Source organism: Halorussus ruber, assembly GCF_004765785.1.
In the GTDB taxonomy this organism is placed as follows: Archaea; Halobacteriota; Halobacteria; order Halobacteriales; family Haladaptataceae; genus Halorussus; species Halorussus ruber.
Genome location: NZ_SBIT01000009.1, coordinates 79,698 through 91,678 on the forward strand (window position 1 = coordinate 79,698; position 11,981 = coordinate 91,678).

15 protein-coding genes are annotated in these 11,981 nt (G+C 65.5%); 2 read left to right on the forward strand and 13 right to left on the reverse strand.

The genetic code is table 11. The annotated features are described in order from the left end of the window. Positions 1-188 precede the first annotated feature (188 nt). Positions 189-1,151 carry a DMT family transporter gene (locus EPL01_RS15050; RefSeq protein ID WP_135826106.1) on the reverse strand — a complete coding sequence of 321 codons (963 nt, stop codon included), beginning with the start codon at positions 1,149-1,151 and terminating at the stop codon, positions 189-191. An 85-nt stretch (positions 1,152-1,236) separates the two neighbouring features. Here EPL01_RS15050 and EPL01_RS15055 point away from each other — a divergent pair, with 85 nt between their 5' ends. After that, entirely contained in the window at positions 1,237-2,097 is an 861-nt protein-coding gene (locus EPL01_RS15055) for a DMT family transporter (RefSeq protein WP_135826107.1), read from the forward strand. Between the two features lie 281 nt (positions 2,098-2,378). Here EPL01_RS15055 and EPL01_RS15060 read toward each other — a convergent pair whose 3' ends face one another. The 12 genes from EPL01_RS15060 to EPL01_RS15110 all read right to left on the reverse strand — a co-directional run bounded on the left by EPL01_RS15060 (position 2,379) and on the right by EPL01_RS15110 (position 11,411). Further along, the gene (locus EPL01_RS15060; RefSeq protein ID WP_135826108.1) at positions 2,379-3,344 is read right to left on the reverse strand and encodes a hypothetical protein; all 966 of its coding nucleotides are present in this window, start codon (positions 3,342-3,344) and stop codon (positions 2,379-2,381) included. A gap of 60 nt (positions 3,345-3,404) precedes the next feature. Next, positions 3,405-4,385 (reverse strand): magnesium/cobalt transporter CorA, encoded by a 981-nt coding sequence (gene corA, locus EPL01_RS15065; protein WP_135826109.1) that lies wholly within the window; start codon positions 4,383-4,385, stop codon positions 3,405-3,407. Positions 4,386-4,410: 25 nt separating this feature from the next. Then, complete coding sequence (locus EPL01_RS21755) at positions 4,411-4,587, reverse strand: hypothetical protein (protein ID WP_168215924.1); 177 nt, start codon at positions 4,585-4,587, stop codon at positions 4,411-4,413. A gap of 79 nt (positions 4,588-4,666) precedes the next feature. Next, positions 4,667-5,305, reverse strand: coding sequence for a DUF6517 family protein (locus tag EPL01_RS15070; RefSeq protein WP_135826110.1), 639 nt, complete (start codon positions 5,303-5,305; stop codon positions 4,667-4,669). Positions 5,306-5,385: 80 nt separating this feature from the next. After that, a complete protein-coding gene (gene cysS / locus EPL01_RS15075; protein ID WP_135826111.1) occupies positions 5,386-6,834 on the reverse strand; it encodes a cysteine--tRNA ligase in 1,449 nt (482 codons plus the stop codon). 262 nt (positions 6,835-7,096) lie between these two features. Continuing rightward, on the reverse strand, positions 7,097-7,606 hold the full coding sequence (locus EPL01_RS15080) for a DUF7523 family protein (protein WP_135826112.1): 510 nt from the start codon (positions 7,604-7,606) through the stop codon (positions 7,097-7,099). Positions 7,607-7,876: 270 nt separating this feature from the next. Continuing rightward, on the reverse strand, positions 7,877-8,473 hold the full coding sequence (locus EPL01_RS15085) for a DUF7524 family protein (RefSeq protein WP_135826113.1): 597 nt from the start codon (positions 8,471-8,473) through the stop codon (positions 7,877-7,879). A gap of 33 nt (positions 8,474-8,506) precedes the next feature. After that, the gene (locus EPL01_RS15090) at positions 8,507-8,698 is read right to left on the reverse strand and encodes a methytransferase partner Trm112 (RefSeq protein WP_135826114.1); all 192 of its coding nucleotides are present in this window, start codon (positions 8,696-8,698) and stop codon (positions 8,507-8,509) included. Between the two features lie 63 nt (positions 8,699-8,761). Beyond that, positions 8,762-8,944 (reverse strand): hypothetical protein, encoded by a 183-nt coding sequence (locus tag EPL01_RS15095; protein ID WP_135826115.1) that lies wholly within the window; start codon positions 8,942-8,944, stop codon positions 8,762-8,764. Beyond that, on the reverse strand, positions 8,934-9,578 hold the full coding sequence (locus EPL01_RS15100) for a Pycsar system effector family protein (RefSeq protein WP_135826116.1): 645 nt from the start codon (positions 9,576-9,578) through the stop codon (positions 8,934-8,936). Before EPL01_RS15100 ends, EPL01_RS15095 begins: the two co-directional genes overlap by 11 nt. A gap of 54 nt (positions 9,579-9,632) precedes the next feature. Then, positions 9,633-9,866: a UPF0058 family protein gene (locus EPL01_RS15105; RefSeq protein ID WP_135826117.1), complete on the reverse strand. Its 234-nt coding sequence runs from the start codon at positions 9,864-9,866 to the stop codon at positions 9,633-9,635. Between the two features lie 180 nt (positions 9,867-10,046). Then, on the reverse strand, positions 10,047-11,411 hold the full coding sequence (locus EPL01_RS15110) for an adenylosuccinate synthase (RefSeq protein ID WP_135826118.1): 1,365 nt from the start codon (positions 11,409-11,411) through the stop codon (positions 10,047-10,049). 262 nt (positions 11,412-11,673) lie between these two features. Here EPL01_RS15110 and EPL01_RS15115 point away from each other — a divergent pair, with 262 nt between their 5' ends. After that, positions 11,674-11,979 (forward strand): hypothetical protein, encoded by a 306-nt coding sequence (locus EPL01_RS15115; RefSeq protein ID WP_135826119.1) that lies wholly within the window; start codon positions 11,674-11,676, stop codon positions 11,977-11,979. Positions 11,980-11,981 lie beyond the last annotated feature (2 nt).

Consider the following 11,981-nt stretch of genomic DNA (forward strand, 5'->3'; position numbering starts at 1 on the left):
CCTGTCGTCTCAGAAGACGGGACCTACTCCGCGAGAGACGAGACCTACGCCGCGAGAGATGGGACTCTGGCGGGGCGTGAACTCGACTGACCGGATTCGAAAAGAGCGTAAGCGGTCTCTACTCCCGACGCCCGCTGGCGAATACGGTTCCTGCGGATACGGCTCGCTCTCTCTCCCTTTCTCTCAGACTACGACTCGCCGGGCCGACCCGTCGCGGTGACGTAGATACCCGCGAGGACGACCGCGCCGCCCGCCACGGTGAACACGTCGGGCGCTTCGCCGAGGAGGACGAGCGCCAGCAGGGTCGAGCCGACGGGTTCGCCGAGCAGGGTGACGCTGACGACGCTCGACTCGACGTACTTCAGCGCCCAGTTGATGACCGTGTGGCCGAAGATGCCCGGCCCGACCGCCATGCCGAGGAAGAGAAGCCACTCCTCGGCGGGGTAGGCCGACGGCGCGACCGTCACGCCGTCGGCGAGCGCGACCCCGAGGAGAACGACCGCGCAGACCGAGTAGACCACGGTGACGTAGGGGACGAGGGCGACTCGCTGGCGGAGCGAGCGCCCGGCGAGGACGTACCCGGCGGCCATGACCGCGCCGACGAGCGCGAGGGCGTTTCCGTACAGGGTGGTCGAACCCGCGGAACCGGCCCGCGCGGCCAGCGTCGGAAGCGGCGTTGTGAAGAGTCCGACGAGCGACCCCGCAACGAGTCCGCCGAGCGACATCACGGCGACGCCGACGACGGCGACCAAGATGCCGCCGACCATCCGGCGGTTGATGGCCTCGTCGAGGAGAACCGCCGCGCCGATGGCGACGAACAGCGGCTGGGACTGGACGAGCGTGACGCTGGCGGCCACGCTGGTCCACTCCAGACTCTCGAACCACGTGGCGAAGTGGGCCGCCAAGGCGACGCCCGTGACGACCGCGACCACGGCGTCCCGGCCCGAGAGCGCCCGGAGGTCGTCGCGGTAGTGGCTCACAGCGAACGGCGCGAGGAGCAGGGTGGTGAACACGACTCGGTAGAGCGCCTTGACGATGCTCGGCGCGTCGCTGAACCTGATGAGGATGGCGCTGGTGCTGACCGCTACGATGGAGACTGCGAGGGCCGCCATCGGCGGGGTGCGCTCCTCGAGCGACGCCAACCACGTCATCGTGCCGGAGGTCGGACGGCGACTGTTTAGTCGAACCGGTTTTGTGCGCGCTCGCCGAAACCGACCCATGAGCCGGGTCGGAGCTATGGACCGAGTAGGGACCGCGCTGGTGTTGGTGTCGGCCGCGGGATTCGGTACGCTGGGCGTCCTCGGCGAACTCGCGGCGGCCGCGGGCCTGTCGATTCCGACGGTGCTGACCTTCCGGTTCTTGCTGGCCACGCTGGTCGTGTGGCTCGTCCTCGGCGCTCGCGGCCGCCTCCACCCGCTCCGCGGTCGGGCGCTCGCGGTCGGGATTGCGCTCGGCGCGGTGGGATACGCGGCCATGAGCGGCCTCTTCTTCTGGGGGCTGGAGTTCATGACCGCCGGACTGGTCGGCATCCTCCTCTACACGTACCCCGTCATCGTCGTCGGCGTGGCGGCGATGCGACTCGGCGAGCCGGTGACGCGCCGGACGGTCGGCGCGCTGGGTGCCGCACTCGCTGGCGTGGCGCTCGTGACGGGGGCGGACCCCGCCGGAGCGGACCCGCGGGGTATCGCCATCGTCCTCGGGGCCGCGGTAGTGTACGCCGGGTACATCACCGCGAGTCGGTCGGCGCTGGCGACGGTGGACCCGCAGGTCCTCACGGCCCACGTCCTCCCCGGCGCGGCGGTGACGTACCTCGCGTTCGGGACCGCGACCGGCCGACTCGCGGTCCCGACGACCGACTACGAGTGGGCGCTGGTCGTCGCTATCGCTCTCGTGGCGACCGCGCTCCCCATCTTCACGTTCTTCGCGGGCCTCCAGCGAATCGGCGCGAGCAAGGCCAGCATCGTCAGCACCGCCGAGCCGGTGGTGACGCTGTTGCTCGGCGCGGCGGCGCTGGGCGAACCGATTACGCCCGTGACGGTGGTCGGCGGGTCGCTCGTCCTCGGCGGAGTCGTCCTCGTGCAGACCGGCGCGGAGTAGGGTCTCGCGGCGTGAATTGGCTCCGTCCTTTCGGATTAGTCGGACTGGCAGTTACGGGGTATGGGGTGGCTTTGCCACCGGCAAAGCGGTGCCGCCGCGGCGCGGCGGCACCGCCGGGCGACGGTGCTGACTGACTCGCCAGCTATCTGCCCGCAACGGCACGAAACGTCCGAGGAGAGTTGGCCGCGCTTTCGGACATAAACCTTCGTGGGTGAGACAACTTTAGTTGTCTTAAAGAATTGTATAAATTGTTTTATGATGTATCGACCTCGTCGCGCCCCTCAGTTCCACCCGCGGAAGACCCAGACCGATTCCGCGAACGCCGCGGCATCGACGGAGACCAGAAAGAGCGCCACGACGAGGACCGGCACCCAAATCAACCGCGTTCGCTCGTAGCCGTAGGCCGCGAGGCCGAGCGCGGCGAGTCGGGCTGCGTCGAGGAGCGCCTCCGGAAGGTCGAGGCCCGAGACGACGCCGAAGACCCCCAGCAAGCCGAGCGTGAAGACCGGCACGTAGACCGCGCGGACGAGTTGGCCCGCCGAATCTCGGACCGCCCCGCGGTAGAGCAGGCCGAGCGACGACCCGAACGCGACGCCGACGAGGACCAAGAGCGCGAAGTGGGCCAGCGCCGCCGGGACGAGGAAACGGGTCAGAGCCAGACTGTGCATCTCCCAGAAGAACCAAGCCACGACGGGCGTCAGGACGAGCGCGTGGCGAGGAGTGGTCTCCTCGCGCAGTCGCTCGTGGACCACGCCGAAGAAGAGGAGTCCGTAGCCCAGCCCCTTCAAAAGGGACGGGACGAACGACGAGAACACCAGAAACGAGAGTCGGGCCTCGGGTGCGTAGCGAACTTGCGCCATCGCAACCATCGAGGTGTCGAAAGCGAAGATGGCCGCGATACCCGCCACCGCGACGAGGAGCGGCGCAGAGAGGACTGTCGCGGCCGTGACCAGCAGGTCGTCGCTCGCCGGGAAGCCGAACGGGATTTCGATGCCGCTGACCCGAGCGTAGACGACGGCCCCGAGCGCGAACCCGCCGACGTACATGACGAACGACGGGACGGTGAGGACGTGGAAGGGGCCGGTCCCGCCGAGGTCGAGGACGTTCCGGAGCTGTCGATAGCCGACCGACGCGACCAGTCGCATCCAGACGTACACCGCGAACAGCGTGACGAACAGCGACCCGATGGCGACGGCCTCCGGATTCTGGCCGACGACGGGGCGCTCGCGGACCGATTCGAGGACCATGACGGCAGGTGCGCAAACTCGACTGATAAATCTATGGACCGAAACGGCACGTAGAAAACCTCAGACGTATCCCGATTCCCGGAAGTACGCGACCAGTATCACAGTCACAGCGAGCATCCCGAGCATAATCGCCGGGTAGCCGTAGGTCCACCCGAGTTCCGGCATGTTGTACGGCCCGCCCGAGAAGTTCATGCCGTAGACGCCCACGACGAAGGTGAGCGGGAGGACGATAGTCGCCACGACGGTCAGTTTCTTCATGACCTCGTTGGTCGAGAGCGACAGCGAGTTGAGGTAGATGTCTCGCGCGCCGCTGGCCAAGTCCCGGTAGGTCTCGGTCAGGTCCACGAGTTGGACGAGGTGGTCGTACACGTCACGGTAGTACTTCTCGGTGGCCTCCCGAACCTGCTCGGGGTCGCCCCGAGCGAGGTAGCCCACCGCCTCCCGCGAGGGCCACAGCAGTTTCCGGAACGAGAGCAGTTCCCGCCGGACGTTGTTGATGGTCTCCAGCGTCTCGATGTCTGTCGCGGTCGTCACGTCCTCTTCGACCTGCTCGATTTGGTCCTCGATGCGGTCCAACACGTCGAAGTAACTGTCCACGATGGCGTCGGTGATGCGATAGGCGGCGAAGTCCGGCCCCTGCCGGAGGAGGCGGCCCTCCTCGCGGGCCACCATGTCCCAGACGCGCTCTACCGCATCGACCTGCTCGCTCGACATCGTGACCAGCCAGTCCTCGCCGACGAAGAAGCCGACCGACCGCCTGCGAATCTCCTCGCGGAAGGTGGTCTCGCCCCGGCGGAGCATCGCGGTCTTCAGCAGGACGAACGTGTGGTCGTCGAACTCCTCGGTCTTGGGCCGGACGCCGTTGCGGAGGTCCTCGACGGAGAGGGGGTGGATGCCGAAGACCTCGGCGACGCGCTCCATCTCCGCCGCCGAGGCGTCCGTGGCCCGGACCCACGTGGTTCCGGCGGCCTCGCGGGCGCTCCGGAGGTCGGTGTATTCGGTCGTTCCCCCCTCGGTGTAGACGACGGATTCGACGGTCACGCCGAATCGCCTCCCGAATCGGCGGTCACGACCCACCGCCTCCTCGTGAGTCGCTCCCGAGGCCGATTGCGACCAGCGTGATGCCGACCATCACGCCCGTCACCGAGAAGGCCCGACCGGGATAGGGCGCGACGACGCCCGCCAGATAGCCCACTAGTCCGGCGAGCGTCAGCGCGCTTCCGAGGGCCAGCGGCGTATTCATATCGTTAGTGACACGGGCGACCGAGAAAAACGTTGGCGGGCAAAATGGGGAACGGTACACGGAGACGGAGGTCCGGGTGCTACTCGCCGTGTTCGATGCCCCGGAGGAGTCGATACACCTTCTCCTCCTGTCCGGGGAGCTTCTGGGGGTAGACCGCGATTGCGACCACGTGGTCGCCCTCGTGTTCGACCTTCGTGACGTGGACGTTGGCGTCGAACTGGATGCCCGCGGCGGTCGTCACGCTGGCCTCGAACGTGGTGACCCTGGTGGTCTTGCCGAGCATCGTGCGGTTCTGGCTCCCGGCCTTCCGGACGTTGTTCACGCTCTGGAGTTGGCTGGTGAACCGCTGGGCGAGTTGGCGATTACTGTACTTTGCGAGGGGGTTGAACGACTTACCGAGGACCTCGACCTGCGGACTGGAGAAGGTGGCGAACACCGCGACCTTCTGCTCGCCGACGCCCGGCAGTCCGGCCCGCTGGTGGTACTCGGAGACCCAGTTGGTCACCTCGACCTCCTTTTCCTGTCCGGCCGCCGAGAAGGTCCGCGAGACGTTCATCGCCTTCGTGCTGTTGTGTTCGTAGCCGGTCTCTTCGAGCGCGGCGTCGCTGACCGTCGCCTGCGAGGCCGAGAACGTGACCGGCCCCGACAGGACGCCTGTACACCCGCTGGTGACGACCAGCAGGGCCAGAAGGATGCCAGCAGCTACTCTGCGTGTCATGCTACTCCCGGGGTAGACAGGCAGGGATTAAGAACCTCGTGGCTCCGACCGCGGGTGATGTTTCGAGAGCGACCCCGTACTCACTCCAGTCGGAAAGTCGGCCCGTCGTCGGTGTCCTGCACCTCGACGCCGAGGGCTTCGAGTTCGTCGCGGAGTTCGTCGGCGCGCTCGTAGTTTCCGGCGTCTCGCTCCTGCTCTCGGACGTTCAGCACGAGTTCGACCACGTCGCCCAGAATCTCGACCTCGCCCTCGGCGTCTCCCGCGAGGGCAAAGCCGAGAACGTCCTCGCCGAACTCCTCGAAGGTCTCGACGGCGTCGCAGAGCGCCTGATAGTCGTACTCGTCGCGCTCGTCGAGGTGGACGTTGACCGCCGAGGTCAAATCCAGCAGCGCGGTGATGGCCTCGCGGGTGTTGAAGTCGTCGTTCATCGCCGCGGTGAACTCCTCGCGGGTCTCGGCGACTGCGGTCCGGAGGTCCTCGTCCTCGACTTTGGTGCGGGCGTCCACGCTGTCGGCGGCCTCGACTGCGCGGTCGTAGCCACGCTCTAAGCGCTCCCAGCGCTCGACCGCTTCTTGGAGGGTCTCCTCGCTGTAGGTCTGGCGGTTGTTGTACGCGGTCGAGAGCAGGAACATCCGGATGGCGTCGGTACCGAACTCCTCTACGGCGTTGCGGACCGTGAAGTAGTTCTGGAGGCTGGAGGACATCTTCTCGCCGCCGGTCTCCAGCAGGCGGACGTGCATCCAGTACTTGGCGAACTGCTGGCCGGTCGCGGCCTCCGACTGGGCGATTTCGTTCTCGTGGTGCGGGAACACGAGGTCCTGACCGCCGAGGTGGATGTCGATGGTCTCGTCGAGGTGGGTCATGCTCATCGCCGAGCATTCGATGTGCCAACCGGGGCGGCCCTCGCCCCACGGCGAGTTCCACGTCTCGCCGCCGGGGTCGGCGTCGTCCGGGTGGGCCTCTCCGGCCTTCCAGAGCGCGAAGTCGGCGGGGTGGCGCTTCTCTTGGCGTTCGTCCTCCTCGCCTTGGGCCTCCATCTCCTCGATTTTCTGGTTCGAGAGCTTGCCGTAGTCCTCGAACTCGGTCACGTCGAAGTAGACCGACCCGTTGGACTCGTAGGCGTAGCCCTTCTCGACCAGCGTCTCCACGAGGTCCACGATTTCGGGGACGTGTTCGCTGACGCGGGGGTAGACCTCGGCCCGGAGGAGGTTGAGCGAGCGCATGTCCTCCAAGACCTCGGTGATGAAGTGGCGGGCGACCTCGCTCTCGCTCTCGCCGAGGTCGTCCTCGCCGACGCGCGCGACGATTTTCTCGTTCACGTCGGTGAAGTTCTCGACGTGGCGCACGTCGTAGCCGAGGTGTTCGAGCCAGCGATGCATCACGTCGACGTGGACCCACGACCGGGCGTGTCCGAGGTGGGCGAAGTCCGAGACCGTCAGCCCGCAGTAGTAGAGCAGTACCGACTCGGGGTCCTGCGGTTCGAACGGTTCCCGCTCACCGGTCAGGGTGTTCGTCACCTGAAGCGTCATTGGGGACTAGTTCCCCGAGGGTCGGTTTTAAAGCGTCGATAGGCGCACTACGCGCCGATTACTCCACGAGTCGAGGGACCTCGTTTCGATACTGCCGCCAACCACCCACTTCGCTCGGTGGACCAGCCGACTGGTTTCGCCCGGCAAGTCAACCACCTCCCTGGCGGACTGAAAGGGCGACCGCGAACCGCGCGAGGACTTTCGAAACCACAGTTCCGGGTTCATTCGCCAGTACGAATACTGCCGAATCGAGGCCGGAAAATCATTTTTCACCCGTAGAAGGAACGGCCTCTAGCGCGTCCTCCGCAATTCGCACAGCATCAGGACCATCGCGGCGTTCGACCGCGACCACGAGCGAGTCGTCCGCGAACGCCGCGGTCTCGACTTCGACGCCCTCCGCTCGCAGTCGGCCGAGGAGGTGCGCCAGCGCGTCGGCGTCTACCTCGCCCGCGGCAACCACGCCGGTCAGCGACCCCTCGCCGGGCGCGAGCGCGGTGTCGCCGACCAGCAGGAGCGGCTCTTCGGACTCCGAACTTTCCACGACGCCGAGACCGCTCCGCATCGAGACGCGGGCGCTCCGCGACTCGGTTTCGTAGTCGGGGAGCGATTCGGCGAACCGCCGGAGCGCGGTCGCAATCGAGTCGGGGTCGCCCCCGACCTCGTCGGCCAGCGACCGAGCCGCCGCGGTGTAGTTGACCACGCCCGCCCGGAGCGCGACCAGCAGGAAGGGCCGCCGTCGGACCGCCTCGCGGGTCTCCTCGGAGAGTGACATATTCGGGACGACGGAGGCGACGAGCAAAAGCGATGCGGTGACGGGAGCAATACAATTATTTTCTTACAATGGTTTTATATTTCTTTAGGGAGTAAAGAGATTTCTTCAACCGGCTCACAGTTCCCGAAGCGATTTCGAACTCGTCCGGTAGCGAATCGTTCCCGGGCGGAATCGTTCCCGGGCGGAATCGTTCCCGGGCGGAATCGTTCCCGGGCGGAATCGTTCCCGGGCGGAATCGTTCCCGGGCGGAATCGTTCCCGGGCGGAATCGTTACCGGACGAGCATGTATCCCGCCGCCGCGACGGTGGCGATGACGACGAGCGCGCCGCCCAGCACGGCCGCGCTGTCCGAGAGCGTGGCCGACCCGGCGGCGACCACCAGCGCGAGGAGGCCGAGCGCGGCAATCGGGGCGTTCTCGCGGAGGGCGACCTCCGGCAGGTCGAACCCGGCGGCCTCGTCCGCTTCCTCGTCGCTCCCGTCAGAGTCGTCGGCGCGGTTCGGCGGGGCCGCGAGCGTGGCGTCCACGTCCACCGCGTCCTCGCGCTCCTCGGGTTCCACGATGGAGACCGAGACGTAGTCGGTCTCCGCGCCGTGGCCGGTGACGATTTTGAGTCGGCCCTCGACCGGGCGCGGCCCGTCGCCGATTTCGACGCTGACCTGCCGGGTCGAGTCGGCGTCCACGAAGTGGTTGTTCGCGGGGATGGACGCGACCTGCGAGAGCGCGTCGTCCAGATGCAGGTGGACGTGGACCGGCGCGTCGCCGTTGTGGAGCAGTACCGGGAACGACTCGGTCGCCTCGAACGACGTAGCGGTCGCTATGTCGTGGAGCCGGTCGGAGTTGAGACGGACTGGGAGACTCTCTGGCACGCTATCGACACCTCCGACCGAGGGGAGAAAAAACTACGCCTCCACGTCGCGCATGTCCGGCGGCAGGAGGTTGGGGATGCCGTCCTCGATGGGGAAGGTCTCGCCGCACTCCGTGCAGGTCAGCGTGCCCGAGAGGACCTCCTCGCCGTCGGTTTCGGTCGCGTCGAGTTCGAGTTCCTGCTTGTCCAGCGGACAACAGATGATGTCCATCAGCGACTGCTTCATACTACTGGATGTGCGTGGGTGGGCCAAAAGCGTGACGGGTTGGCGAAACGAGACTCGACCGACTTACTCTCGGTTTCCGTCTATTTTCTCCACGAGTTCGGTCGGTAGGCCCGTCGCGTTGATGAGGTGGGACCTGTATCGTTCGCCGTTCGGCGTCTGGACGATAACGTCGTCCCTCGTGACTCGTTCGTTCTCCCGGCGCGCACTCTCTCCGTCGGCTCGTTCACTCGGTGCCTCAGTAGTCATTGTAGTCGCTTTGTAGGTTCAGTGTTAAATATCTATCTGAGAGAACGTATCTGACGAGTCCGACGATTGCCGGGACGCTCAATCCGAGAGCCACCCAACCGTACGGCTCCGATACGCCACCGAAGAACAGGCCGACCGAGACTCCGAGGTAGCTCTCACCTGCCAAGAAGCAGACCAGAGAACGCTTGAACCACCGCGCGTTGGCCTCGATGATTCGCTGATTTTGACGAACGTTGTAGGCGTAGGTTCCGACGACGTGACGCAAGTGTTCGTCCAGTTCCGGATCAAACTCGTCGTGGCTCAGTAGGTCGCCCGTCGCATGGGTGAGACCGATTCGAAATCGGCTGCTGAGCAGCGTCAGAATCGAGGTAGCGAGCGAGAGTAGGAGAAATGCAACACCGGCCAAAAACGACAGTCGCGTCGGCGTCGAGAGCGATTCGAGTGTCACTGCTGACAGTTGTACACTCAGCGACACCGACGACAGCACTACGCCGAGCAAAATCCCCAACAGTCGGGCGATTCGTCCGGATTTGTCGTCGATACTGTCTAACGTGGCACTTTGCGCGTCGATGACGCGCTCCAACCGGTCCGCGGCGTCGAGTCGCGGCGTCGGCTCTTCCGGCGGTTCTGACATGGACTGCCCCGAATTCGTCTCCCTCTCGGACTTAAACCTTCGCGGCGCGGTCCGTCACGCTTCCTGAAGTTCGACTTCCCGCCTCTCTTCGTCAACTTCGTCAGCGAGGCGTTCCGCGAGGAGCTTGGCCGCCGATTCGTGTTCGTCTTTGCGGCGCTGAATCTGGTACGGACCGATTTCGCCGGTCTCGTACTCCTCGAAGGTCTCCGGCAGGTCGTGACGGACTGCGAGGTATTCGTGGGTCTTTGCGAGCAGCGCGTGAAGGTAGATGAGTTCGACTTTGCGCATAGTTGCGCGACGGGCGTCGCCGGGAGTTCGGCGTAGTCGTGGCTGTTGAATCCGTGCGCCACGCTCCCCGACCACCCCTCGGTAGCAGTGTGCATGCACACGGCCTTAAGCCTGACCGCCAATCGCTCACCACCGACGCGCCCAGAGCTGTCTAGCAGGAGAAAGAAGCCCTCTGAGTCGCTATTCGAGCGGGTTCTCGACCACGACGGTCTCCTCGCGGCCCGGTCCGAGACCGACCGCGTAGATGTCGGCGTCGAGTTCGTCGCTGATGTATTCGAGGTAGGCACGCGCGTTCTCAGGAATCGCGTCGTAGCCCTCGTCGGCGACTTCGGCCCAGTCGACGTCGTCCCAGCCCTCGAAGGTCTTGAAGTTGGGTTCGCAGTCGTGCCAGCGCTCGGTGGTCGCGGGCATGGTGAAGACCTCCTCGCCGTTCAGGTCGTAGCTGTGGCCGACCTTGACCTCGTCCAGTCCGGCCAGCACGTCGATGTGGTTGACCGCGAGACCGGTGAAGCCGTTGGCGCGCGCCGAGTGGCGGAGCATCGGCATGTCGAGCCAGCCGACCCGCCGCGGGCGACCCGTGACGGTGCCGTACTCGCCGCCCTCCTCGCGGATGTAGGTGGCTAGCTCCTCGTTGTCGCCCTCGCCCTGCTCGTCGTAGCCGGGCGTGTCGCCGACCACGCCGCCGAGTTCTGTCGGGAGCGGGCCACTTCCGACTCGCGTCAGGTACCCCTTAACGATGCCGACGACCTCGCCGCCGCCGACGATGCCGGGGCTGAGACCGGTGCCCGTCGAGGCCCCGCCCGCGGTCGGATTCGAGGAGGTCACGTAGGGGTAGTTGCCGTGGTCGATGTCGATGAGCGTGCCCTGCGCGCCCTCGAACATCACTTCGTCGCCGTCGTCCAGACGATTTGCGAGGAACTCGCCCGCGTCCACGGCCATGTCGTTCTCGGCGAGTCGCTCGCCGTAGCGCCGGTACTCCTCGTAGAGGCTGGCGATGTCGAACTCCTCGCCGGTCTCGACGCCGAAGACCTCCTCGGCGAGGCGCTGTTTCTGCGGGACGACGTACTCCAGTTTCTCGCGGAGGACCTCGGGGTCCAGCAGGTCGGCGATTCGGAGGCCCCGGCGACCGGCCTTGTCCTCGTAGGTCGGGCCGATGCCCCGGCCGGTGGTGCCGACCTCTTGGTCGGACTCGCTCTTGGCCTCTTCTTCGATGCCGTCCAGCACGCGGTGGTACGGGAGGATGACGTGTGCGCGCTTCGCTACTCGGACGTCGGGGTCGAGACCTCGCTCGCGCAGGTCGTCTATCTCCTCGAACAGCGTCGAGGGGTTGACGACACAGCCGTTGCCGAGGACGCCGACCTTGCCCCGGACCGCGCCGCTCGGAACGAGCGATAGTTTGTACTCGGTGCCGTCCTCGACGACGGTGTGGCCCGCGTTGTCTCCGCCTTGATAGCGGGCGACCACGTCGGCGGCGTCGCCCCAGAGGTCCACGACGCCACCCTTTCCTTCGTCGCCGAGTTGCGAACCGACGATGGTTACGGTCATTACGCGGATTGATTCTCGGCCGCTCGGTAAACCGATTACGGTCCCTCTCCCGAATCGATACACGTTCGTGGTTATCTCGAACGGTTTCGAGCGGGAAAGCTACAGTATCGAGGATATTGCCAGCAGGTCGGACCGATAACACTTTGTGAGTCCATCGCAGAACTGTTAACTACTCGCACCACAAAGCGTCGGGTTAGTGGGTCCGTGACGGCTTCGACGGACAGCAACTTTTAAAAGTCTCTAAGACAAGTTAACACATGCCATGATAGATAGACTTGAGAAGGAAGTCGATATGTTGGAGCGCCATCTGCAGGTCCTGAAGATGGTCATCGAGAGCGAACCCATCGGCATCGTGAAGATGTCCAACGAGACGGGCTACCCGCACCACAAAGTTCGGTACTCCCTCCGCGTCCTCGAAGAGGAGAACCTCATCGAGCCGTCGAGTCAGGGTGCCATCACGACCGAGCGCACCGAGGAGTTCGTCGCCGAACTCGACGACAAGATCGACGAGATTTCGGACAAACTCGACGAGATGAAGATCAGCGAAGCGGCCGAAGCCGAGAACTGAAC